We start from the raw sequence: 22,319 nt of genomic DNA on the forward strand, positions 1-22,319 counted from the left end.
CATTTAACCCCTCCCTTTCAAGGGAGGGGAAAGGGGTGGGTTATGAGGAGGCTGGCTCGATGCCAGCCTCCGAATTTGCGAGTGAGGACATGCCCCACCCCAACCCCTCCCCTGAAGGGGAGAGGCTTAAGTAACTTCAGGCCGCTGCTTTTACCTGTGCGACGATCTTCCTTGCGGCATCGCCCAGATCATCGGCCGACACGATCGGCAAGCCGCTGTTGGCAAGAATTTCCTTGCCCTCGGCGACGTTGGTGCCTTCCAGACGGACCACCAGTGGCACGTCGAGGTCGACTTCCTTGGCCGCGGCAACAATGCCCTCGGCGATGATGTCGCATTTCATGATGCCGCCAAAGATGTTGACGAGAATGCCTTCAACCGCCGGATCGGCGAGGATGATCTTGAACGCTGCGGTGACCTTTTCCTTGGTCGCGCCGCCGCCAACGTCGAGGAAATTGGCTGGAAAGGCGCCATTGAGCTTGATGATATCCATCGTCGCCATCGCCAGCCCGGCACCATTGACCATGCAGCCAATATTGCCGTCGAGCTTGATATAGGCGAGGTCGGATTTGCTCGCTTCGACTTCTGCCGGGTCTTCTTCGGTCTCGTCGCGCAGCGCGGCGATATCGGGATGGCGCATCAGCGCGTTGCCGTCGAAGCTCATCTTGGTGTCGAGCACGATCAGTTGCTGATCCTCGGTCACCACCAGCGGGTTGATCTCGACCATCTCGCAATCCATTGCCATGAAGGCGTCGTAGAGTTTCTTGCCGAGTTTCTGCGCCTGCTTGTTGAGGTCGCCTGCCAGGCCGAGCGCGAAGGCGATGGTCCGGCCATGATGCGGCATGAAGCCCTGGGCCGGATCAATGGTGATCGTCTTGATCTTTTCCGGTGTGTTGTGCGCAACATCCTCGATATCCATCCCGCCTTCGGTGGAGACGACAATCGCAACCCGGCCACTGGCCCGGTCGACCAGCATCGAGAGGTAAAATTCCTTCTCGATATCGACGCCGTCGGTGACATAGAGCCGGTTGACCTGCTTGCCATCGTCGCCGGTCTGGATGGTGACCAGAGTATTGCCCAGCATTTCCTCGGCATTGGCGCGCACTTCGTCGATCGATTTCGACAGCCGGACACCGCCTTTGGCATCGGGACCCAGTTCCTTATATTTGCCCTTGCCGCGACCACCCGCGTGGATCTGCGCCTTGACCACATAAAGCGGCCCGGGAAGTTTTTCGGCTGCGGCGACCGCTTCTTCAACGGTGAGCGCGGCATAGCCGGCAGGAACGGCAATGCCGTGTTTGGCGAGCAATTCTTTGCCCTGATATTCGTGAATGTTCATGGGAGAGAGGCAATGCCTTTCGTTGGTGGAAATAGTGAGTCTTGAGGGGGCTAAAGCACAGTTGGATAGGGATTTCCAGCCCTCGCTTGGTTATAGAGCTGTGAATCCTGCTCGCATTTTTGATGGGGCCGCTATTTGATCGCGCAAATAACGCCAGAGCTGGTGACAACGCCGAGGATTTCGGGATCCTGCAGCGAGCGGGTCTGTTTGACAAATTCCTTGAATGTCACATCACCGGCATTGCGTTTTCTCAGTTTGCCCAGACCATTGAGCTTGTTGAGCTGGCCGAGCGACAGGCGATCCACCATCCGGTCGGCCATGCAGGCTGATATGGGTGCGGACAATCCCGCACCCATCAGCCCGTTGCGAACCCGGGTTTCGGGGGTAGCGCAACCCGCGAGGGCGGCGGTCATTGCAAGTACGACAACGACTATAGATATTTTCATCATATTGTTCCGTTAGCCCTGAGCCTGACGAAGGGCCTGTCTGGCCCCATCAGCGTGCTTCGACAAGCTCAGCACCAACCGATTTATATCAGGACTTGTTTTGCTTCGCCAGTTCGATCGCTTCGAGCACGACTCGCCGTGCTTCGTCGGCGTCGCCCCATTTGCCGACCCGCACCCATTTTTCGGGTTCGAGGTCTTTATAATGGGTGAAGAAATGCTCGATCTGCTGCATCACGATTTCGGGCAGATCATTGCCTTCGTCGATCTTGCGATAATAAGGGAATGTCGCGTCAATCGGGACGCAGAGCAGTTTCTCATCGCCGCCATGTTCGTCTTCGAGGTTGAGTACGGCAATCGGCCGGCAGCGCACGACGCAGCCGGGCATGAACGGCGAACGGGCGACAACCAGCGCATCAAGCGGGTCACCATCGGGTGACAAAGTGTGCGGGATGAAACCGTAATTGGCCGGATAGCGCATCGGCGTGTGCAGGATACGGTCGACAAACAGCGCGCCGGAGGCCTTGTCAAATTCATATTTGACGGGTTCGCCGCCAACCGGAACTTCAATAACGACGTTCAGGCTTTCCGGCGGATTATCGCCGATCGGGATTTTGTTAATGTCCATGGAAAAGGGGGTCCTTATCTGGTTTTTGGTTGCAACAGCCGGTCTATGCCGCCTTCTTGATCAACACCCTCTCCGGTGATTTTCTCGAGCGCCGGATAGCGCAGGCCGCCGGAATGGTCGACCATAAAATTATGGTAGGCCTCACCATTTTTCGCAAAAATTTCGATCTTGCCTTCGCCGCCGCGATTTTCCTCGATCGCCTGCTTGAGCGCTTCGTCGCTATAGGCCTTGCCATTGACTGCCGAGATGGTGAGACCGGATTTCAGACCCGCGTTGAACGCCGGACTGTCCCAGATCACCGACTTTATCGCCCCCTTGCCGCCCATGATCAGGCCAATGCTGTAGCTGAGGTCGAGCTGTTTGCGGCGCTTGTCATTGGCCAGTATGAAGGCGCTCGGCGTATCGACAAAGACCAGCCGATAGCCGCCGAGTAGCAGGCCGTTTTTGGGTGCTTCGGTGCCGGTTTGGTAAACCCGCTCTTCAATAAACTGGCCCCAGTCATAGGGCTGGACCTTGCCAAGCGCTGTGACAACATCTTCCCGCTCATAGGTGACCACGCCCCAGTCGCCATTCTTGCCACCAAAAAAGGCCCGGGCAAAATCTTCCAGCGATTTGCTGCCACCCGATTCGCGGCGGATGATCTGGTCGGCTTCGAGCCAGATCAGCAGGCCTTCATTATAATAATCCTCGGACCGCTGCCAGCTGTCCCACGGCTTGGGCCGCCGGGCGGCAATGATCGGGTCATGGGTGGTGTCAATCAACGGGCGCCAGCCTCGTCCGACTCGCTGGTCCATGCCGGCCGCGATCGCCGCAAGCGCGTCGAGCGTATCCTGCTTCGAATAGAGACCGGATCGCGCGCCCAGCACATAGCCCCAGAATTGCGTCTGCCCTTCATAGACCCACAGCAGATTGTCGCGCATCGGTTGCCGGAAATCGGGCGTCCACATGCCGGCGGGGCGACGATATTTGCCGTTCCACGCATGGGTGAGTTCATGCGGCAGCAGGTTGCGGCGGCCCGGCCCACTGTCCCAATCGGTAAAATATTCCCGGTTCACCCCATTTTCGGAAGAACGATGATGCTCCAGACCAATGCCGCCCATTTCATCAGTCAGCGCCAGCAGGAAGTCATAGCGGTCATAGGGATGGCTGCCGAACAGGGCTTCCGCTTCCTTGACCAGCTTGCTGTGCACAGCGATCTGGTCTTTTTCGGGTTTCAGGAATTTTGCATCATCGGCAACAATATTGAGATGGACGCGACTGGTCAGCGGAAGGCTCTGAAAATATTGTCCGGCAAAGACCGGACTGTCGACCAAAGTGTCATAGTCGGTTTTTTCATAGACGATTGTGTTGCCGGTGGTCGATTTCGGACGCAGGGCGCTCGCCGCTTGCCAGCCATCGGGATAGATGGCGGTCGCCTCGACCGGAATCTGGCGGACATAATAGCCGGCGGGATAGAGCGAAACCTGATGCCAGCGCAGGTTGAGCATCGATGGCGCCATGACGATACGGCCCTGGCTGCTGGTGGTCGCCGAGACAAACTGGAATGTCGCGGTGATTGCGCTGACATTTTCAGGCACCGTCAGGTGAAAGGCGAAGACGTCAACATCGTCGCGGACCCATGGGAGTTTTTGTCCGTTGGCGGTAAACTCGAGACCGGTGAGCTTCTCAATCTCGCCGCGCGGGGCGTGATTGCCGGGCAGCCATTCGGGGTAGAGCAGGGTCAGGCGACCAGCCCCGACTACCGGACTCGTTTGGGTGACGCGGAATATGCCCTGGTCATGATCGCGGGCATCGACCTGCAAAGTCATGGTGCCGGGATAGGCAATGTCCTGCGGCGGCGGGATCGTCTCCTGCGGTGCGACATAGGTTGGTTTGCTCAGACTGTCCGGCATCGCGGTCGCTGTTGTGGAAATGGTGAGGGCCAAGACCAGACCCAATATGCCAACCAGACGCATGTGAAGAAAACCCCTATAGTGATCAGCGCGCGTGAATGAGGGATTTTGGAACATTCGTCCAGAGGCTTGGTGGAAATAAGCCACTTCCGCTTTGCCGCTGCACTGGCTAAAGGCTGCCCATGGCAAAGATACAGACACCCCAGCCGGTGCGCGGCACGCAGGACATATTTGGTGAAGATCAGGAGCGGTTCAGCCACGTGGTCGAGACGTTCGAGCGCGTGCGGCGGCTCTACGGTTTCAAGGGCGTCGAAATGCCGGTGTTTGAACCGACCGCGGTCTTTGCCCGCTCGCTCGGCGAGACCACCGACGTGGTGTCGAAGGAAATGTACAGTTTCGAGGATCGCGGCGGCGACAGCCTGACCCTGCGGCCCGAATTTACCGCCGGCATCTGCCGCGCGTTTCTGAGCAATGGCTGGCAGCAGCATGTGCCGCTGAAGCTGTCGGCACACGGGCCGCTGTTCCGCTATGAACGGCCGCAAAAAGGCCGCTACCGGCAGTTTCACCAGCTGGATGCGGAGATTATCGGCGCGGGCGAAGCAGCGGCGGATGTCGAATTGCTTTGCTTTGCCGATCAGCTGCTGAAGGAGCTGGGCATCGATGATGGCGTGACCCTGCAGCTCAATACATTGGGCGATGCGGAAAGCCGGGATGCCTGGCGCGACGCGCTGGTCGAACATTTCCAGGCGCATAAAGCGGACTTGTCGGCAGACAGTCAGGACCGGTTGGAGCGTAACCCGCTGCGGATTCTCGACAGCAAGGAACGGCAGGACCGCCCGATTGCCGATGTGGCTCCCGATATTGACGCCTATCTGTCGAGCGAAGCGAAGGAGTTTTTCGCGCAGGTGACCGAAGGTCTGGATGCCTGCGGCGTGGCATGGACGCGCAACAGCCGGCTGGTGCGCGGGCTCGACTATTACCGGCACACGGCGTTTGAATTTGTCACCGACCGGCTCGGCGCGCAAGGCACGGTGCTGGCTGGTGGTCGCTATGACGGCCTGATGGAATCGCTTGGCGGGCCGCATACGCCGGCTGTCGGCTGGGCCGCCGGGATCGAGCGGTTGGGGATGTTGCTGGACGAGCCCGAAAAGCGTGGCCCCGAGGCCATTTTTATTCCTTTAGGTGATGGTTGCGAAGCGGCAGCGATGAAACTCATGGGTGAATTGCGCAAATCCGGCATCGGCTGTGAGATGGCCTATAAGGGCAATATGAAAAAGCGGATGCAAAAGGCCAATGCTGCGGGCGCGGCTCATGTGGTGATTATCGGCGAAAGTGAATTGGCCAACGGTGTGGCAGCGGTCAAAAATCTGGCAACCGGCGATCAGCGCGAAATCCTGTTGGGCGGGCTGGTCGAGGCTTTGACTGCATGACCAGCATCACCCCTCAAAGAATAGCGCAAATCGAAGCGCGCTTTGCCGAACTGCAGGCGATGATGGCCTCGGGCGATCTCGACAGCGACAAATTCGTCGCCGTCTCCAAGGAATATGCCGAGATTGAACCGGTCGCGATCGCTGCGGCCAATGTAAAATCCCTGCGCGACGAGCAGGAAGGCCTGGCCGAAATGCTGGCAGGCGATGATGCCGAGATGAAGGCAATGGCTTCGGACGAAGTGGACGGCGTCAGAAAGGCGCTGGCCGCGGCCGAACATGCGCTGGCTTTGCAATTGCTGCCCAAGGACAGCGCCGATGACCGACCGGCGATGCTCGAAATTCGCGCTGGCACCGGCGGCGACGAGGCGGCGCTCTTTGCCGGTGATCTGTACCGCATGTATACGCGCTATGCCGAGGATCAGGGCTGGAAGGTCGAGATGATCTCCGCCAATGCCTCGGAAGTCGGCGGCTTCAAGGAAGTCGTCGCCAATATCCAGGGCAAAGGCGTGTTCGCCAAGCTCAAGTTCGAATCCGGCGTGCACCGGGTCCAGCGGGTTCCGGAAACCGAGAGCGGCGGGCGTATTCATACGTCTGCGGCGACGGTGGCGATCCTGCCGGAGCCGGAAGAAGTCGATATCAAGATCCGCACCGAAGACCTGCGCATCGACACCTACCGGGCGAGTGGCGCCGGCGGTCAGCATGTCAACAAGACCGACAGCGCGATCCGCATCACTCACTTGCCGACCGGGCTCGTCGTGCAATGCCAGGACGGCAAGTCGCAGCACAAGAACAAGGCGCAGGCGATGAAGGTGCTGGCAGCGCGGCTCTACGAGCAGGAACGCGATGCGGTGCAAAGCGAGGAAGCCGAAGCGCGCAAGTCGATGGTTGGTTCCGGTGATCGTTCGGAGCGCATCCGCACCTATAATTATCCGCAAGGCCGGGTGACCGACCACCGGATCAACCTGACGCTGCACAAGCTGCCCGAGATTATCGAGGGCACGGCGCTTGGCGAAATGATCGACGCGCTGATCGCGGAGGATGAAGCCAGCCGGCTTGCCAATCTCGATGGGTGACGCGGCCAGCGCGCTGCGCGAAGTGGCGCAGAGACTGGCCGACATTTCCGACAGTCCTCGGCTCGACGCGGAATTGCTGATGGCGCATGGCTTGCAGATGGAGCGGTCCGAGCTGCTGCTGAAACTGCCCGAGCTGAACGCGCCAGCCGATTTTCCCGCACTGGTCGAACGGCGCCAGCGGTCCGAACCGATTGCCCATATCATCGGCAAGAAGGAATTCTGGGGCCTCGACTTTCAGGTCACGCCCGATGTCCTGATTCCCCGTCCCGACAGCGAATTGCTGATCGAGGAGGCGGTTCGCATATTCGCATCCGCGCATCCGCAGCAGATCGTTGATCTGGGCACGGGCAGTGGTGCGCTGGTGCTCGCGGCACTTAGCGAATTTCCCGAAGCCAGGGGTCTGGGGATGGATGCCAGTGCCGCCGCCCTGCAGATTGCCCATAATAATGCCGATGCGCTCGGATTGGCTGATCGGGCCAAATTTCTGCTGCTGGATTGGACGTTGTCGGATTGGACAAATTCGCTCGGATCCGGCTTTGACCTGATCCTTGCCAACCCGCCTTATGTCGCAACCGGCGCCCGATTGTCCGCCGATGTGGCCGATTTCGAACCCAAGGGGGCTCTGTTTGCCGGCGAAGACGGGCTGGATGACTATAAGATCATCATCCCCGCGCTGGAAAAGCTGCTGACCCCAACCGGAACAGCCTTGCTCGAAATCGGCTTTGATCAGGCAAATCCGGTTTCGGAAATGGCGACAAAAATCGGCTATCATGTTGAATTAAAGCAAGATTTAGGCGGCAACGACCGTTTGTTGATCCTCCGCCGGTAAAAAGGACTTGGTTTTGCCGAAGCGAGTCGCTAAGACTGGCGCAGGCCCAGAGGATTTCTGGCTTTTTCCCTAAATCACTGGCCTGCCCCCAACTTGATAATGTTGCTGGTTTTCGGCGTGCATTTGTCTTGTATGGGCCGCTGTGGACGGGTTGTCTGCGGCGCAATCGCCACCAGAGTGTGGCTATGACTTGAGAAAGACCAAGTTTATTAGCGGTATAAGGATACCTAAAAATTGATGAACAATCGTCAGCCCGGCCGCCGTGGGCGCAGCCGGAACACCAATAATCGTCCCCAGGGCAACCGCAGTGGTGGATCGGACCGCGATAACCGGATAGACAATCGCGCACGCGGCAATGCCGTGCAGATGCTCGATAAATTCAAGAAAATGGCGCAGGATGCGCAGGTCAATGGCGACCGCGTCCAGGCCGAATATTATCATCAATTTGCCGATCATTATTTCCGGGTCAACGCCGATACGATTGCCCGCCGCGAAGAACAGCGGATCGCCCGCGAAGAACCGCGCGGAGACAATCGCCCGGACAATCGTAGTGACAATCGACCTGACAATCGCTCTGACAATCGTAGCGATAATCGCTCGGACAATCGCAGCGACAATCGTGGCAATGGCCAGGATGATGATAGCGACAATGATGGTGACAATCAGCGCAGCCGTCCCCAGCCGCAGCAAAATCGTCCACAACGCGATGAACGAAATGATCGCAACGATCGCAATGATCGCGACGATATCGCCGCGAATGAAGCGCCGGAAGAGAAAAAACCGGTGCGCAGCCGGCGTCCCCGCAAGATTGAAACCGCCCACAACGAAACCGCAGAAAAAAATGGCGAGAGCAACGGCCTGGATGCCAGCGCGCTGCCGCCTGCGATTTTGCAGTCGACCGATGTTGAGGTTGAAAAGAAACCTGTTCGCAAAAAACGGGTGGTCAAGCCGCGGGCAACCAAAGAAAGCGACGCTGTCTAGGCGCTGCCTGGCTGAATTGGGATATTGACGGGCATCGCAGCCAAGGCTGCTGCCCGTCGCGCAGCCGCTGACGCTTGCCCATTGCTATCCAGCGCTAGGCCGGATCGGGGCAAGGCGAATTTCGTACTGCTATTGGTCCCGGATCGCTGTGGCCAGCCAATCGGGCAGGTCGAGCCCCTTGATATCTTCCACGCGCCGATGTTCAACCGACAGGCCATAGGCAGGATAAGCGATGCGCTGGCGCTTTTCATCGGCCTGGGCGATCGGCACGACGACCAGTCGCCGGTTGACCTTTTGCCGGTAATTCATCCGCGCCGTATTTTCCTGTCCGACGTAGCAGCCCTTGGCAAAGCTGACGCCATTGAGCTCCGCTGCATTGCATTCGAGCCATAATGTCTTGTCGCTGCCGAGTTCTGCCGAGCCCTCGGTCACGCCAAGCGACAGGCGATGCTTTCGATAGGCTTCTTCGGTGCCTGCACCATCGCCCGCATCACCCAGCCAGCGATGCCCCAATAGCGGCAATCGCGGATCGACCGGCCGGTCTTCGGCCATCAAGGCCCAGTGCACGCCGACCAGATCATCCCGGACGATCTCGATCTTGCGGCGCAATCGATAGAGTTTCAGGCGCTTGACCAGGGCGTCGGCCAGATCCTTTTCGCAGTCGATCAATATGTCTTCACCGTCTGACCATAGCAGGAAATCGAACAGCACCTTTCCCTGCGCGGTCAGCAGTGCCGACCATTGCGGCGCACCCGTTGTCACCGCCGCCATATCCTGTGTCACCAGTCCCTGCAGAAACTGCCTTGTGTCTTCGGACTCGTCGGTTGCGGAAAGCCGGATGATGGCGCGATCATTAAGTCTGGTTTCGGTCATGGCATTTAGGTAGGGGTTTCGGAACAGAAAACCAACCCGCCAGCACCCGGCCTGTCGAAATGATGCATTATTCGCCGGGCGCAGGATCAACGGAACAGAAAATGACCGAGACAATAGACCGCATAACCATCCGACGTCCCGATGACTGGCATGTTCATTTGCGCGATGGCGCGATGCTCGAGGCGGTCGCGCCGTTTACCGCGCGGCAATTTGCCCGCGCCATCATCATGCCCAATCTGTCACCGCCGGTGACCAGCGCGGCCAACGCGGCGGCCTATCGCGACCGGATCATGGCGGCTTTGCCGGCCGGATCCGATTTTACCCCGCTGATGACCTGTTATCTCACCGATGATGCCGATGCCGACGACATTGCTTCCGGCCATGGTGCCGGCATTTTTACCGCCGCGAAACTCTACCCCGCCAATGCCACGACCAACAGTGCCCATGGTGTGACCGACGTCGCGCATATCATGCCGGTGTTGGAGCGGATGCAGGATATCGGCATGCCGCTGCTGGTGCATGGCGAAGTGACCGACGGCGATATCGATATATTCGATCGCGAAGCGGTGTTTATCGAGCGGATATTGGACAAGCTGATTCGGGCACTGCCGGGCCTGAAGCTGGTGTTCGAACATATCACGACCGCGCAGGCGGTGCAGTTTGTTGATGGCGCCGGTGCCAATGTCGCGGCAACGATCACGCCGCACCATCTGCATATCAATCGCAATGCCATGTTTGCTGGCGGGATTCGTCCGCATGCCTATTGCCTGCCGGTGGCGAAGCGCGAAATGCACCGGCTGGCGCTGCGCAAGGCGGCCACGTCCGGCTCAGCCAAATATTTTCTCGGCACCGACAGTGCACCGCACGAAATTCACGCCAAGCAATCGGCCTGCGGCTGTGCCGGAATTTTCAACGCGCCCTATGCGCTGGAAAGCTATGCGGCGGTGTTTGACGAAGAGGGCGCGCTCGACCGGCTGGAGGGTTTTGCATCGGTACATGGCGCCAATTTTTACGGCTTGCCGGTCAATGAAGCGATGATCAGCCTGGAACGGAGCGATATTCAGGTGCCGGACGATATTGAATCTGCCGGCTCCACACTGGTCCCATTTCATGCCGGCTCTGCTCTGAAGTGGCGGATTGTTCAGTCCTGAACCACCAGCGCACTCAGGCGGGATGCGTGTTCCGCGCCGACCTGCCAGCCAGATAGGAATCGGTCGAATAAAGCGCCAGACTGATCCAGATGAGCCCGAAGCAAATGATGTGGGATGGCGACAGCGGCTCGTTGTAGATGAATGTGCCAACCAGAAACTGGATCGTCGGTGCCAGATAGTTCAGTACACCGATGGCGCCGAGGGTCATTTTCTTGACCGCCGCCGCGAACAGAAGCAGCGGAATGGCGGTGACGAAGGAGCCACCGATCAGCAACAGGGTAATCGTACGATCATCGCCGAGATGTGTGCTCGAGGGAGAAGCTGGCATCACGAAGGTCAGCCAGACCAGAAGCAAAATGAAGGGCAGGAATAATATGCCGGTTTCTGCCGTCAGGCCCACCATCGGTCCTATATCGGCAATTTTGCGGACCAGCGCATAGCTGCTCCAGGACGCTGCCAGAGCGAGACTGATCCAGAGTGTGTCCAGCGCTTGCACGGCCAGCACCGAAACCCCCGTTGCCGCGATCGCAATGGCAAGCCACTTTTTGCCGGACAGCGGCTCACCCAGAAAAACCCGGCCCATCAGGACGGTGAGCAGCGGGCTGATAAAATAGCCAAGACTGGCGGCCAGAATATGGTCTTTGTTTACCGCCCAGACATAGATCAGCCAGTTGGTAGCGATCAGGCAGGCGCTGGCCAGCATCGTCCAGCGCATTTTAGGATTCATCAGCGCGGATCCCAGACTGGGGAGGCTTTTCCGGAAATAGAGGATGATCAGCAGCAGCGGCACGGACCAGATGATGCGATGGGCGACAATTTCCAGCGGGTCGACGCTTTGCAGCAGCTTGAAATAGACCGGCAACAAGCCCCAGCAGACGCAAGCCGTCAGCGCCTGAATCAGGCCTATGCGGCTGGTGGATAGCGGACTGAACATTTCGCAGCGCTTAAGCTTAGCGCTGCCGCCGGGCAATCAAGAAATCTGATTGTCCGGAAAAATCGGCAACAGGTTCAGATGATGCCGCCGCCAATCCAGAGCCGCAAGGCGCAAAGACCCATGACAATCATGCAGAAATTCATGCCGCTGGTGCGTGAGGAGATCAGGCCAAACAGGGCACCAATGCCGGCAATTGGCAGGATCAGCCAGTTGGTCCAGCCCAGCAGCGGCACCAGGCCGATAAAGGAGAGGATGAGGGCAATGATGCCGATGAAAATGGAGATCAGATTGAACATAACTGTATTATATACATAGTGCACCTCCATTTCAAGCATTTGCAAATCAATATGGTCAGAGTAGGCTGAATGTTTGCGGGACGGAGGCAGGCCATGGCTATTGATGACATCAGAATTGAAACGGAGCGGTTGATCTTGCGCCCGCCCAATGGCGACGATTTTGAAGGCTGGGCCGCATTTCAGGCGGATGAAGCCACCATGACTTATATTGGCGGGGTCAAAAGCCGCGCAGAATCCTGGCGCGTTCTCTGCGCCATGGTCGGGGCCTGGCATGTGCGCGGCTATGCGATGTTCTCGCTCATTCTCAAGGACAGCGGGCAGTGGATTGGCCGGATCGGACCCTGGTATCCCGAAGGCTGGCCCGCCAAGGAAGTGGGCTGGGCTGTCGCGCCCGAATTTGCCGGGAAGGGCTATGCGCTGGAAGCCGCGGTTGCGAGTATGAACTATGCCGTTGATACGCTCGCCTGGAGCGATATCTGTCATACGATCGATCCGAAAAATCACGCCTCGATCAGATTGGCGGAGCGGCTTGGCTCGACCAATCGCGGGCCGACAAAGCTGCCCGACCCCTTTCAGGATGCGCAGGTTGACGACTGGGGGCAATCGCGCGATCAGTGGATGCAGAATAGAAAACAGTTCGAATAGGAGAGCCGCCATGGCCGAAGATCGCTATCTTGATCCCACACGGGAAAGTTTTGATGCATTCAAGGCGCTGCCGCGCGATGTGCCGATCAATATGCTCAATCTGCTCCGCTTTCATGAGGCGGCGCAATATCCGGCCGATCATCCCAATGCCGGCAAGGGATGGAGCGGCGCGCGCGCCTATGAAGAATATGGCAAGACCAGCGGACCGATTTTCGCGCGGGTTGGCGGTACGATCCTCTGGCGGGGGCAGATGGAATCTATGGTGATCGGGCCCGATGACAAGCAGTGGGACTCCTCCTTCATCGCCCGCTATCCAAATAGCGCCGCCTTCTTGGAAATGGTTACCGACCCGGCTTATCAAAAAGCCGTGATCAATCGTCAGGCCGCTGTTCTCACCTCCCGCCTGATCCGATTCGGTGAAATGGATGGACCGGACACGTTCGGCTAAAATCCCGAAATGAGACAAAAGGTTAACAAAGAGTCACCGGATTAACCAGTTTCCCTAACGAAATATTAACGCTTTTTGATGCATGTGTTTCCCTAAATTCAGGAGCAATTTGCATGTCTAATCTTTCCCGTTCCCTTTGGTTGTCCGCTGCGGCTTTTGCGCTGCCTCTGACGCTTGCAGCCTGCGGCAGCAATGAAGCCAGCGACGAAGAGCTGGCAAAGCTGGATGACAATCTGACCTCTGACCCGGCGATGAATGATGCGCTGGAAGATGCGATCCTCGTTGACCCCGATCTCACGGACCAGGCCAACCGCAATGCCATTCGCGGGGCCAATGGTGCGGCGGACGGATCGGTCCCGCCGGGCACTGGTGAAGATGGACGAGCCGTAGCAAAGGCTGTGCTTGGCGGCAAAATCCTAAGTGCGCCGACGCCCCGGCAGATGACGTCGGACGATGAAGGATTGACACTGGGGGACAAGGCCGAGCTGCAAGAGGCGCGCCAGAACAAGCCCGTCTGCAAGGAAAAACTGACCTATGATATGGGCTGGGCCAACAAAATGCCGCCGGAATTTATGGTATATCCAAAAGCGAATGTGCAGGAAGCGGCTGGCAAATGCGACCTTCGCGTGGTCAGCTTTACCACCGCGACGCCGATCAAGAGCATTGTCGATTATTATTATACCCAGGCAAAACGTGGTGGATATGACGCCGAATATCTGTTGCGGGGCACCGAGCATGTTCTGGGCGGCTCAAAAGCAAATGCTGACGATGCCTATGTGATCACCCTGAACAAGCGGTCGGGCGGTGGAACGGTTGTCGATATCGTCGCCAGCAACGGGAGTTAGTTTGGCAGAACCATCGCCGGATATCGCATTTCAATCTGTCCGGCGGTTGAAGGTGGCCCGCTCCGGCCACCTTTTTTCACCCCTTCATTCCCGGTAGCTGCCGCCACCATCAACCGTGATATCATTGGCAGTCGTGAAGCTGCTCAGGTCGCTGGCCAGCCATAGCATCGCATTGGCGACTTCAACCGCCTGACCGACCCGGTTGATCGGATGGTTGCGGTTGAACAGCTCCACAGCCTCGTCATGCGGGCCGGGATAGGCAGCGAGATAGCGCTGGTACATTGGCGTATCGATTGCGCCGGGATGCACGGTGTTGACCCGCACCGGATATTTTTCCGCAGCGCAGTGGAGGGCGAGTGATTTGCTCAGCGCTGTCACCGCTGCCTTGCTGGCGCAATAGGCCGCAAATTGCGCACCGGGACGCATTGCCAGCATCGAGCCGATATTGACGATCGCGCCGTCCTCACCGCTTTCGATGATCGCCGGGAGTCCGACGCGGCAGCCATAAAAAGTGCCCTGGAGATTGATATCAATCGTCCGGTTCCAGCTATCGAGATCGACCTCGTCGACCGATCCCGGTTCCGAGATACCGGCGACGTTGAACAGGGTCGTCATCTTGCCAAAGCGCTTCTTGGTGGCATCGACCGCGGCTTGCCACTGATCGAGATTGCGCACATCCAGCTCAACCGCTTCGGCGCGTTCGCCCAGCGCTGCTGCATGCGCGCGCGCCTTGTCGATCTGGATATCGGCCAGCATTACCGAGCCGCCTTCCTCGATAACGCGCTGTCCGGCGGTTCCGCCAATACCTTCTGCGCCGCCTGAAATCAGTGCGACTTTTCCGTCCATCATGCCCATCATATGTTCCTGTTTTCTGGTCTATTTCTTGTCGAACAGGATCGGCAGATTGGCCAGTCCGCGCAGCATCATGTTGGGCGGATAGCGCAGTTCAGCGCCTTCCTGGATCCGGATATTGTCCATCCGTTTGGCGAATTGCTGGAACGATACCGTCATTTCCTTGCGCGACAGCATATTGCCGACACACATGTGAATGCCCTTGCCGAACGCCAGGTGGGTCCGCGCATTCTTGCGGTCGACCTGAAATTCATTGGGATTTTCAAACTGCTTGGGGTCGCGGTTGGCGGCGTGATAGCGCATCATCACCATCGCTCCCTTGGGCAGCATCACGCCGCCCAGTTCGGCATCCCGGTGCATCACCCGCCAGATGCCCGACGAACCGCTCGACATGCGCAGCACTTCTTCGACCGCATTGGGGATCAGCGAAGGATCATCCTGGATTTTCTTGTACTGATCGGGATTGGTCGCGAACAGCCGCATGCCTTCGCCCAGCGCCGCAGTTGTGGTTTCATTGCCGGCGACCATCAGCTGCTGCACGATCGACAGGGATTCCGCATCATCAAGCGGCCGCTCGCCATCAACCTGGGCGTTGACCAGGTCGGACAGGATATCGTCTTTCGCTTCCTTGCGGCGCTCGTCCATATTGGCTTTGAGCGCGTGCTGATATTCCACCACCTCGCGTTCGGTTTCCAATTGCCGTTCGCGGGTCATCATGCCGGACAGGCGGTCGACAAAAGCATTGGTCCAGCGCTTGATCGTGCTGGCGTCGGCGACATCGAGGCCCAGTTGCACGGCAATGGTCCGGACCGGCATCGGGATCGCATATTCACTGACAAATTCGCATTCGCCCTTGTCGATAAAATTGTCGATCAGCTCGTTCGACATTTCCCGCATACTGTCTTCCAGCTTGTTCACTTTGGGCATGGAGAAAGCAAGATTGACCAGTTTGCGGAACCGCGTGTGCACCGGCTGGTCGGCGGTCAGCAGCGTGTTGACCTGCGGGAAGCCCTGGGCCTGAATGGCCTGCACTTCCTCATCATTTGCAAGCTCTTCGTCGGATTTTCCGCCGGAAAGCAAGGCGTTGAAATTATTAGAGAAATCATCCAGTCGACCCACAGCTTCCGAGATCAGGTCATAATCGAGAACGACATAGGTGCCGCTGGCTTCATCAAAAAAGACCGGGCTCTCGGCGCGTTTCTCTTCATAGAAATCAAACGGATCGGCCAGGATGTCCGGTTGGAAAAGAGATTTGGATACTGCTTCGTTCATGGCAAATTCCTGTTCAAATTAGTCAAACGACGGTGTCGGTTTGCCTTCTGCATTATAGACCGGCCCTTCGGCATCCACCCGATATTTGGCGCTGACGGCATTGATCAGGCCAAAGCTGCCGATATGGGCAAGCATGCTGGAATAATGGACATCCTTGAAATGCTGGGCGAGGGCCTCTTCATCGGTCCATTCTTCAAACACTTCGATGCGGGACGGATTGTGCATGTCGGCGGCCCAGCTATAGCAGAGGCAGCCTTCCTGGCTCAGCGCACCATCGATATAGGGCTGCGCTTTTTTCAGACATTCTTCGCGTGTCGCCGGGTCCACATCAATATGGGCTGCGATCAATATTTTTGCCATTTTCCAAATTCTCCTAAATCTTGTTTCCGCCAATCTGGGCAACAACATTGAATATGCGTTTGCTGTAGAGCCATTGGCCGTCGATTTTGACAAATTCATCGTCATAGCGTCCGCCGGCAATGCGCGGCTCGCCTTTTTCGACCAATATTTCATGGGTCTGATAGCGACCCGATGCGGTGTCGCCAGTGACGGCAAGGCTGCCCGGTATGCCGAGGAAGCTGACCGCATCAAATTGGCCCATGGCGCCGTTCCATAGATTGACGATATTGGTCCGGCCAACCACTTCGGTACCCATCAGCGACCAGATCGCGTCTTCCGTCCACAGCGCACCCCAGTCGTCGGGATCCTTGCGCAGCACGGCATCGCAATAGGCATCGTGCAATTCCCGAATCGCCAGCCGGTCTTCTATTGGTCCTGAAAACATGGACTCATCCTCTCCTTATTATGGGAGAGACTACACGGCAAAAGTGCCGCAATGACAAGCTGCCATAAGTGCTAGCGGGGGGCGATCAATCGCCGCTGATCCGTTCGATATCGGCGCCTACTGCGGCGAGTTTCTCTTCCAGCCGCTCGTAGCCGCGGTCGAGGTGATAGATGCGTTGCAGCCGGGTTTCGCCTTCTGCTGCCAGTCCGGCAATCGCCAGACTCATCGAGGCGCGCAGATCGGTCGCCATCACCGGCGCGCCGGTCAGTTTCTTGACGCCCCGGACCACGGCGGTGCGGCCCTTGGTTTCGATATCCGCGCCCATCCGGTTGAGTTCCGGCACATGCATATAGCGATTTTCGAAAATCGTTTCGGTCAGCACGCTGGCACCGTCGGCGAGACACAGCATCGCCATCAGCTGCGCCTGCATATCGGTGGCCAGGCCGGGATAGGGGGCAGTCGACAGGGTGAGCGGTTTGAGCTTGCCATCGGACGCCACCCGGATGCCCTTGGCATGGATATCGATATCCAGGCCAGCCAGCCGCAGCGCGTCCAGGGTCGCTTCCATTTCATCCGCCTTGGCGGCCAGCAGATCGACTTCGCCGCCGGCAATGCCGACTGCGCAGGCATAGCTGCCCGCTTCGATCCGGTCCGACATCACGCGATAGGTGCAGCCGTGCAGCCGATCGACACCGGAAATGGTGAGCGTCGACGAGCCAATGCCCTCGATTTCTGCACCCATGGCAACCAGCATGTTGCACAGATCGACAATTTCCGGTTCCCGGGCAGCATTTTTGAGGATGCTTGTTCCGTTTGCCAGCACGGCCGCCATCAACGCATTTTCCGTTGCTCCGACCGAAACCACCGGAAATGAGAAATTCCCGCCGGGCAAGCCGCCATCGGGCACGCGGGCGATCACATAGCCACTGGTTGTTTCAATGCTGGCGCCGAGCGCTTCGATTGCTTTGAGATGCAGGTCGATGGGCCGGTTGCCGATCGCGCAGCCGCCGGGCAGCGATACCCGGCATTCGCCGGCGCGCGCCAACAGCGGACCCAGTACCAGGATCGACGCCCGCATCTTGCGAACAATATCATAGGGCGCTTCGGTCGAGGTGATCCGGCCGGCCTTGAGCGTCATGACCCGGCCGAAATCTTCCGGCCTTGCCCCTTCGATGGTGGTGGAAACGCCGAGCTGGTTGAGCAGATGGCCGAAACTGTCGACATCGGCGAGCCGCGGCAGGTTGCGCAGGGTGACCGGTTCATCGGTCAGCAGCGCGCATGGCAGCAAGGTTAGAGCGCTATTCTTGGCTCCCGAAATGGGAATCGTGCCTGACAGGCGATTGCCGCCGCGTATTGAGATAATATCCATGGACTAGCATTTACCGAAAATGGCGAGGCAGGCAAGTCTATTGCACCGGTTGCAACCGGGCGCTGCGGCATGGGGCGCTAGTTTCGCAGCAACCCGAGCGCGGCATAAGCGGCTTCCACTGTCGGTCGCGCCATCACCGAGGCTTTTTCCGAACCATCGCGCAAAATCGCGTCAATCGCTGTCTGGTCCTTGCGCAGTTCTTCAAACCGCTGGCGAATGGGTGACAATTTGCTGACCGCCAGATCGGCGAGCGCCGGCTTGAAATCGCCAAAGCCCTTGCCGGCATATTCGGCGAGCACCGCGTCTTGCGATTGGTCGGCGAGCGCGGCGTAGATGCCGATCAGATTTCTCGCTTCCGGGCGGTCGGCGAGATCCGCCATATTGTCGGGCAGCGGTTCGGGATCGGTCTTGGCCTTTTTAAATTTCCGCGCGATCGTCTCGTCATCATCGCTCATGTTGATCCGGCTGAGGTCGGACGGATCGGACTTGCTCCTTTTCGCATTGCCGTCGCGCAGACTCATGATCCGGGCTGCGGTCTTGCCGATAAACGGTTCGGGCAGGACAAAGGTTTCGGTGCCGGTATCGCTGTTGAACTTTGAGGCAATATCGCGGGCCAGTTCGAGATGCTGTTTCTGGTCTTCGCCGACCGGCACATGGGTCGCCTGATAGACCAGCACATCGGCTGCCTGCAGCACCGGATAGCCGTAGAGGCCGAGCGAGGCTCGCTGCTTGTGCTTGCCCGACTTTTCCTTGAACTGGGTCATCCGGTCGAGCCAGCCCATTGGGGTGTTGCAGATCAGCATCCATGCCAGTTCGGCATGGGCCGGCACACGGGCCTGATTAAACAGGATCGATTTCTCGGGATCGACTCCGGCGGCGACCAGCGCGGCGACCATTTCGCGGCAATTGGCGGCCAGTTCAGCAGGGTCATTGTGCACCGTGATCGCGTGAAGATCGGCCAGGAAAAACAGGCATTCCCCCTCGTCCTGCATCTTTACCCAATTCTTGATCGCGCCCAGATAATTGCCGAGATGGAGATTCCCCGTGGGCTGGATGCCAGATACCGTCCGCATGTTACAAACTTTCTTCGTTTGCGGCTGCTTCTGCCGCTTTCTTCTTGGTCAGCATGGTGATCTTGTCACGGTCGATTGCGCCGGTCAGCCATGCGAGCGCCGCATAAACCAGCCCGCCGACACTGACCAGAGCGGTGATCGAACCGACTCGTTGCCATATCGTGCCGTCATACATGCTTTCCCCGATCGGCGCTGCATAGACCAGCACCGCTGCCATGCCGGCAGCGGAGAAAGTGATTCTTCCTATACGCAGCAACAGGGACCATTCGATATGAAAATGTCCGCGCGAATGGAGCATGTAATAGAGCATGGCACAATTGCACCAGGCGGCTATCGCGCCCGCAAATGCGAGGCCGACAATGCCATAGATCGGGATCAGCAGGAGATTGAGGCTGACGTTGATGATCAGGGAAATCCCCGCTGTATAGACGGGGGTCCTGGTGTCTTTCCGGGCAAAGAAACCAGGGATGAGCACTTTGACCAATACATATGCGGGGAGTCCAACCACCAGAGCCGCCACGACATTGGCCGTTGTCTCGCCATCGCTCGCCAGAAAATTCCCGCCGACATAAAAGGACGTGACCAAGGGCCCGGCGGCGAAGAACAGGGCAATCGCGGCGGGAATGGTCAGCAACATCGCCAGCTCAATCGCGTTGCTTTGCAGGCGCTGTGCCCCGCCCAGATCATCCTTGGCGATGAATCGCGACAGCGCCGGCAGGATGGCGGTCCCCAGGGCAATGCCGATAATCCCGAGCGGCAGCTGGTTCAGGCGATCCGCCATGGCCAGATAGACGAACGACCCTTCCGGCAAGCGGCCGAGGAAGAACAGGTCGATGAAGCGGCTGATCTGATAGATGCCGGCGCCGAAAACGGCCGGCAGGATGAGTATGCCCAGTTCCTTCACATCGGCATTGACCCGGGGCATTTTGAGGGGGAAGCGGAACCCGGTCTTGCGCGCCCAATAATAGAGCCAGAGCATCTGCACCAGTCCGGCGGTGGCCACGGCCATTGCCAGAAAATAGGCGGTCTGGCGCGGGTCGTTCCCGTCATTGACCAGATAGGAGGCGATTAAAGCGGTGATCATGCAGATATTCAGCATGATCGGTGCCGCTGCCGCTGCCGCGAACCGGCTGAGCGAGTTCAATATCGCCGCGAACAATGTGGTGATGCTGATCAGCCCGAGATAGGGAAAGGTGATCCGGGCCAGCGAAACCGAAAAATCGTCCATCCGGCCACCTCTGCCGAAATCGTCAATCAGCCAGATGATGCCGGGCATGGCGAGCATCATCACCGCTGAAAAGGCCAAAAGCAGCGGCACGAAAACCGAAAGCACGTCGATTGCGAATTTCTGCGCCGCCGTGCGCTCTTCATCCTCTTCCATCTTGCGGTTGAACAGCGGCACGAAGGCGGCCGAAAACGCGCCTTCGGCGAATAGCCGGCGAAAAATATTGGGCAGCTGAAACGCCAGCTGCCAGGCGTCCGCTGCGGCGCCGGCTCCGAGGATCCGGGCCAGCATGATGTCGCGGACAAAGCCGAAAACACGGCTGACCAGAGTCAGCCCGGCGATGGTTCCGGTGGATTTCAGCAGGTTCATGCCTGCTATCCTAGCAAGGTTGTTTAGGCGTTACCAACCGGTTGCTCGCCCGATTGCTGTGCCGCCATCTGTTCGCGCTGCTGCAGATAGAGCGCGGTGAAATCAATCGGCTCGAGCAGCAAGGGCTGGAATCCGGCATCGCGCACGGCGTCGGAAATAATTGCCCGGGCAAAGGGGAAGAGAAGCCGCGGCGCTTCGGCAAACAGAAACGGATGTCCCTGCTCTTCGGAGACGTTGCGCAGACCGAAAAGACCGCAATATAGCAGCTCTATGGCGAATGCGACGCCTTCATCCGATTTGGCGGTGACGTCGATCTTCAGTTCGACTTCGTGGACTTCATCAGAGATCTGCGAAGAACCGATATTGAACTGCACATCAATCTGTGGCTGTGCGTTCCACTGATAGACGTCCGGTGCGTTGGGATTTTCGACCGACAGGTCCTTCACATATTGCGAAATCACGCCGATCTGTGGCTGGGTGTCCGCGCCATTGGCGAGCGGGTCCGGAGTCGTCACATTCCCGGTGGGTTTCGCTTCGGATTCGTTTTTTTCATTATCATCAGCCATCGGGTCTGTCCTTTCGGAAAATTGGTCAAACATGTCCTTTGGCGCATATTGATGCGCCATTCGCAGCGCGCCTAGCAGGGGATGGAACCAAGGGCAATGAAAGAGTAAACCGCTATCGAGGAGCCCGCCATGCCGGTATATTTGTAAGCGCAGGTTCACAAATTGGCCGGTAGAAGAGGCTGGCCAATTGCGGCAAAGCGGCTTTTTCACTAATGCCATTTGAAACCGCCCCTATTTCTGCCTATGTATAGGGTCAAAGAAAAGATTGGATACTGAAGTGACCATCGAAATTGTATTATTGGCTATGGTAGCGGCCTTTCTCGGCTTGCGTCTCTATTCGGTGCTGGGCAAGCGCAGCGGTCATGAGCAGGAACATATGCCGCGCAACGTTGAACCCCGTGCCAATGATCGCAGGCCATTGGAAGATGCCAAACCGCATGTTCCGGATATCGTTCCCGCACCTGCCGGAGCGCCGACGATGGTCTATGACAGCAGCGCCGAAACCGGGATGCGTGAAATCCTCAGCGCTGACCGCAATTTTGATGTCGGCCGGTTCGTCGAGGGATCACAAGCGGCCTATGAGATGATTCTCGAAGCCTTCTGGAAGGGCGACAAGGAAGAATTGAAATCCCTTTGTGATGAAGATGTTTACGAAAGCTTCGCTGATGTCATCGATGCGCGGGAAAAGCGCGGCGAAGTCCTTGCAAATCAGCTGGTGCGAATCGACAGTGCGCGTATTTCGGCCGCCGAATATCGTCGGCCTGTGGCACGCATCACGGTGCAATTTGATGCTGATATCGCGTCGGTGGTCAAAGACAAAAAGGGCAATCTGATTGGTGGCTCGCTGTCCGACGCGGCCGAAACCCACGATGTCTGGACCTTCAGCCGCGATCTATCCAGTGCCGATCCCAATTGGTTGCTCGACGAAACCGATGAGGCCTGACCCTCGCTCGCCAAGGGACAATATCATGAAAATCGTGGCGCTTTTCGGGGCAATGACGATGT

24 protein-coding genes are annotated in these 22,319 nt (G+C 58.0%); 9 read left to right on the forward strand and 15 right to left on the reverse strand.

What is annotated here, in order from left to right; all coding sequences use genetic code 11:
- Nucleotides 1–136 precede the first annotated feature (136 nt).
- The 4 genes from sucC to V7665_RS02705 all read right to left on the reverse strand — a co-directional run bounded on the left by sucC (nucleotide 137) and on the right by V7665_RS02705 (nucleotide 4,362).
- The gene (gene sucC, locus V7665_RS02690) at nucleotides 137–1,336 is read right to left on the reverse strand and encodes an ADP-forming succinate--CoA ligase subunit beta (protein WP_335662993.1); all 1,200 of its coding nucleotides are present in this window, start codon (nucleotides 1,334–1,336) and stop codon (nucleotides 137–139) included.
- A 131-nt stretch (nucleotides 1,337–1,467) separates the two neighbouring features.
- A complete protein-coding gene (locus V7665_RS02695) occupies nucleotides 1,468–1,785 on the reverse strand; it encodes a hypothetical protein (RefSeq protein WP_335662994.1) in 318 nt (105 codons plus the stop codon).
- Nucleotides 1,786–1,870: 85 nt separating this feature from the next.
- Complete coding sequence (gene ppa, locus V7665_RS02700) at nucleotides 1,871–2,407, reverse strand: inorganic diphosphatase (protein ID WP_335662995.1); 537 nt, start codon at nucleotides 2,405–2,407, stop codon at nucleotides 1,871–1,873.
- Nucleotides 2,408–2,421: 14 nt separating this feature from the next.
- On the reverse strand, nucleotides 2,422–4,362 hold the full coding sequence (locus V7665_RS02705) for a M61 family metallopeptidase (protein WP_335662996.1): 1,941 nt from the start codon (nucleotides 4,360–4,362) through the stop codon (nucleotides 2,422–2,424).
- A gap of 119 nt (nucleotides 4,363–4,481) precedes the next feature.
- Between V7665_RS02705 and hisS the strand changes: the two genes are divergently transcribed.
- From hisS to V7665_RS02725, 4 genes are all read left to right on the forward strand, one after another.
- Nucleotides 4,482–5,729, forward strand: a complete 1,248-nt coding sequence (gene hisS, locus V7665_RS02710; protein WP_335662997.1) for a histidine--tRNA ligase — start codon at nucleotides 4,482–4,484, stop codon at nucleotides 5,727–5,729.
- Nucleotides 5,726–6,802, forward strand: a complete 1,077-nt coding sequence (gene prfA, locus V7665_RS02715; RefSeq protein WP_335662998.1) for a peptide chain release factor 1 — start codon at nucleotides 5,726–5,728, stop codon at nucleotides 6,800–6,802. The genes hisS and prfA overlap by 4 nt, the downstream gene beginning before the upstream one ends.
- Complete coding sequence (gene prmC, locus V7665_RS02720) at nucleotides 6,795–7,631, forward strand: peptide chain release factor N(5)-glutamine methyltransferase (protein ID WP_335662999.1); 837 nt, start codon at nucleotides 6,795–6,797, stop codon at nucleotides 7,629–7,631. The genes prfA and prmC overlap by 8 nt, the downstream gene beginning before the upstream one ends.
- Nucleotides 7,632–7,868: 237 nt before the next feature.
- Entirely contained in the window at nucleotides 7,869–8,612 is a 744-nt protein-coding gene (locus V7665_RS02725) for a DUF4167 domain-containing protein (RefSeq protein ID WP_335663000.1), read from the forward strand.
- A gap of 129 nt (nucleotides 8,613–8,741) precedes the next feature.
- Here V7665_RS02725 and ygfZ read toward each other — a convergent pair whose 3' ends face one another.
- Nucleotides 8,742–9,485, reverse strand: a complete 744-nt coding sequence (ygfZ, locus tag V7665_RS02730; protein WP_335663001.1) for a CAF17-like 4Fe-4S cluster assembly/insertion protein YgfZ — start codon at nucleotides 9,483–9,485, stop codon at nucleotides 8,742–8,744.
- A 101-nt stretch (nucleotides 9,486–9,586) separates the two neighbouring features.
- Here ygfZ and pyrC point away from each other — a divergent pair, with 101 nt between their 5' ends.
- The gene (gene pyrC / locus V7665_RS02735; protein WP_335663002.1) at nucleotides 9,587–10,636 is read left to right on the forward strand and encodes a dihydroorotase; all 1,050 of its coding nucleotides are present in this window, start codon (nucleotides 9,587–9,589) and stop codon (nucleotides 10,634–10,636) included.
- A 13-nt stretch (nucleotides 10,637–10,649) separates the two neighbouring features.
- Here pyrC and rarD read toward each other — a convergent pair whose 3' ends face one another.
- On the reverse strand, nucleotides 10,650–11,570 hold the full coding sequence (gene rarD, locus V7665_RS02740) for an EamA family transporter RarD (RefSeq protein WP_335663003.1): 921 nt from the start codon (nucleotides 11,568–11,570) through the stop codon (nucleotides 10,650–10,652).
- Between the two features lie 74 nt (nucleotides 11,571–11,644).
- Nucleotides 11,645–11,890, reverse strand: coding sequence for a hypothetical protein (locus tag V7665_RS02745; protein WP_335663004.1), 246 nt, complete (start codon nucleotides 11,888–11,890; stop codon nucleotides 11,645–11,647).
- Nucleotides 11,891–11,959: 69 nt separating this feature from the next.
- Here V7665_RS02745 and V7665_RS02750 point away from each other — a divergent pair, with 69 nt between their 5' ends.
- The 3 genes from V7665_RS02750 to V7665_RS02760 all read left to right on the forward strand — a co-directional run bounded on the left by V7665_RS02750 (nucleotide 11,960) and on the right by V7665_RS02760 (nucleotide 13,804).
- Nucleotides 11,960–12,511 (forward strand): GNAT family N-acetyltransferase, encoded by a 552-nt coding sequence (locus V7665_RS02750; protein ID WP_335663005.1) that lies wholly within the window; start codon nucleotides 11,960–11,962, stop codon nucleotides 12,509–12,511.
- Nucleotides 12,512–12,521: 10 nt separating this feature from the next.
- Complete coding sequence (locus tag V7665_RS02755) at nucleotides 12,522–12,959, forward strand: DUF1330 domain-containing protein (protein ID WP_335663006.1); 438 nt, start codon at nucleotides 12,522–12,524, stop codon at nucleotides 12,957–12,959.
- 113 nt (nucleotides 12,960–13,072) lie between these two features.
- Nucleotides 13,073–13,804, forward strand: a complete 732-nt coding sequence (locus V7665_RS02760; RefSeq protein WP_335663007.1) for a hypothetical protein — start codon at nucleotides 13,073–13,075, stop codon at nucleotides 13,802–13,804.
- Nucleotides 13,805–13,888: 84 nt separating this feature from the next.
- Here V7665_RS02760 and V7665_RS02765 read toward each other — a convergent pair whose 3' ends face one another.
- From V7665_RS02765 to secB, 8 genes are all read right to left on the reverse strand, one after another.
- Nucleotides 13,889–14,653 carry an SDR family oxidoreductase gene (locus V7665_RS02765; RefSeq protein WP_335663008.1) on the reverse strand — a complete coding sequence of 255 codons (765 nt, stop codon included), beginning with the start codon at nucleotides 14,651–14,653 and terminating at the stop codon, nucleotides 13,889–13,891.
- A 27-nt stretch (nucleotides 14,654–14,680) separates the two neighbouring features.
- Nucleotides 14,681–15,928 carry a cytochrome P450 gene (locus V7665_RS02770; protein WP_335663009.1) on the reverse strand — a complete coding sequence of 416 codons (1,248 nt, stop codon included), beginning with the start codon at nucleotides 15,926–15,928 and terminating at the stop codon, nucleotides 14,681–14,683.
- A gap of 18 nt (nucleotides 15,929–15,946) precedes the next feature.
- On the reverse strand, nucleotides 15,947–16,288 hold the full coding sequence (locus tag V7665_RS02775) for a putative quinol monooxygenase (RefSeq protein WP_335663010.1): 342 nt from the start codon (nucleotides 16,286–16,288) through the stop codon (nucleotides 15,947–15,949).
- Nucleotides 16,289–16,301: 13 nt separating this feature from the next.
- Nucleotides 16,302–16,712, reverse strand: coding sequence for a nuclear transport factor 2 family protein (locus V7665_RS02780; RefSeq protein ID WP_335663011.1), 411 nt, complete (start codon nucleotides 16,710–16,712; stop codon nucleotides 16,302–16,304).
- 85 nt (nucleotides 16,713–16,797) lie between these two features.
- The gene (murA, locus tag V7665_RS02785) at nucleotides 16,798–18,081 is read right to left on the reverse strand and encodes a UDP-N-acetylglucosamine 1-carboxyvinyltransferase (protein WP_335663012.1); all 1,284 of its coding nucleotides are present in this window, start codon (nucleotides 18,079–18,081) and stop codon (nucleotides 16,798–16,800) included.
- A gap of 77 nt (nucleotides 18,082–18,158) precedes the next feature.
- A complete protein-coding gene (gene trpS / locus V7665_RS02790; protein ID WP_335663013.1) occupies nucleotides 18,159–19,154 on the reverse strand; it encodes a tryptophan--tRNA ligase in 996 nt (331 codons plus the stop codon).
- 1 nt (nucleotide 19,155) lies between these two features.
- Nucleotides 19,156–20,748, reverse strand: coding sequence for a murein biosynthesis integral membrane protein MurJ (murJ, locus tag V7665_RS02795; protein ID WP_335663014.1), 1,593 nt, complete (start codon nucleotides 20,746–20,748; stop codon nucleotides 19,156–19,158).
- A 23-nt stretch (nucleotides 20,749–20,771) separates the two neighbouring features.
- Nucleotides 20,772–21,314 carry a protein-export chaperone SecB gene (secB, locus tag V7665_RS02800; protein ID WP_335663015.1) on the reverse strand — a complete coding sequence of 181 codons (543 nt, stop codon included), beginning with the start codon at nucleotides 21,312–21,314 and terminating at the stop codon, nucleotides 20,772–20,774.
- A gap of 277 nt (nucleotides 21,315–21,591) precedes the next feature.
- On the opposite strand from secB, the gene V7665_RS02805 reads away from it, so the two are divergent.
- On the forward strand, nucleotides 21,592–22,257 hold the full coding sequence (locus tag V7665_RS02805) for a Tim44/TimA family putative adaptor protein (RefSeq protein ID WP_335663016.1): 666 nt from the start codon (nucleotides 21,592–21,594) through the stop codon (nucleotides 22,255–22,257).
- The last annotated feature ends 62 nt before the right edge of the window (nucleotides 22,258–22,319 follow it).

The organism is Parasphingorhabdus sp. (assembly GCF_036964675.1).
GTDB lineage: Bacteria > Pseudomonadota > Alphaproteobacteria > Sphingomonadales > Sphingomonadaceae > Parasphingorhabdus.

Coding starts and splice junctions, on each gene's coding strand:
- V7665_RS02760 (WP_335663007.1), top strand. CDS start 13,073: ATGTCTAATCTTTCCCGTTCCCTTTGGTTGTCCGCTGCGGCTTTTGCG.
- V7665_RS02705 (WP_335662996.1), bottom strand. CDS start 4,362: ATGCGTCTGGTTGGCATATTGGGTCTGGTCTTGGCCCTCACCATTTCC.
- V7665_RS02750 (WP_335663005.1), top strand. CDS start 11,960: ATGGCTATTGATGACATCAGAATTGAAACGGAGCGGTTGATCTTGCGC.
- murA (WP_335663012.1), bottom strand. CDS start 18,081: ATGGATATTATCTCAATACGCGGCGGCAATCGCCTGTCAGGCACGATT.
- prfA (WP_335662998.1), top strand. CDS start 5,726: ATGACCAGCATCACCCCTCAAAGAATAGCGCAAATCGAAGCGCGCTTT.
- secB (WP_335663015.1), bottom strand. CDS start 21,314: ATGGCTGATGATAATGAAAAAAACGAATCCGAAGCGAAACCCACCGGG.
- V7665_RS02725 (WP_335663000.1), top strand. CDS start 7,869: ATGAACAATCGTCAGCCCGGCCGCCGTGGGCGCAGCCGGAACACCAAT.
- V7665_RS02780 (WP_335663011.1), bottom strand. CDS start 16,712: ATGTTTTCAGGACCAATAGAAGACCGGCTGGCGATTCGGGAATTGCAC.
- V7665_RS02755 (WP_335663006.1), top strand. CDS start 12,522: ATGGCCGAAGATCGCTATCTTGATCCCACACGGGAAAGTTTTGATGCA.
- ygfZ (WP_335663001.1), bottom strand. CDS start 9,485: ATGACCGAAACCAGACTTAATGATCGCGCCATCATCCGGCTTTCCGCA.
- trpS (WP_335663013.1), bottom strand. CDS start 19,154: ATGCGGACGGTATCTGGCATCCAGCCCACGGGGAATCTCCATCTCGGC.
- ppa (WP_335662995.1), bottom strand. CDS start 2,407: ATGGACATTAACAAAATCCCGATCGGCGATAATCCGCCGGAAAGCCTG.
- sucC (WP_335662993.1), bottom strand. CDS start 1,336: ATGAACATTCACGAATATCAGGGCAAAGAATTGCTCGCCAAACACGGC.
- V7665_RS02770 (WP_335663009.1), bottom strand. CDS start 15,928: ATGAACGAAGCAGTATCCAAATCTCTTTTCCAACCGGACATCCTGGCC.
- V7665_RS02695 (WP_335662994.1), bottom strand. CDS start 1,785: ATGATGAAAATATCTATAGTCGTTGTCGTACTTGCAATGACCGCCGCC.
- hisS (WP_335662997.1), top strand. CDS start 4,482: ATGGCAAAGATACAGACACCCCAGCCGGTGCGCGGCACGCAGGACATA.
- rarD (WP_335663003.1), bottom strand. CDS start 11,570: ATGTTCAGTCCGCTATCCACCAGCCGCATAGGCCTGATTCAGGCGCTG.
- prmC (WP_335662999.1), top strand. CDS start 6,795: ATGGGTGACGCGGCCAGCGCGCTGCGCGAAGTGGCGCAGAGACTGGCC.
- V7665_RS02765 (WP_335663008.1), bottom strand. CDS start 14,653: ATGATGGACGGAAAAGTCGCACTGATTTCAGGCGGCGCAGAAGGTATT.
- murJ (WP_335663014.1), bottom strand. CDS start 20,748: ATGAACCTGCTGAAATCCACCGGAACCATCGCCGGGCTGACTCTGGTC.
- V7665_RS02775 (WP_335663010.1), bottom strand. CDS start 16,288: ATGGCAAAAATATTGATCGCAGCCCATATTGATGTGGACCCGGCGACA.
- pyrC (WP_335663002.1), top strand. CDS start 9,587: ATGACCGAGACAATAGACCGCATAACCATCCGACGTCCCGATGACTGG.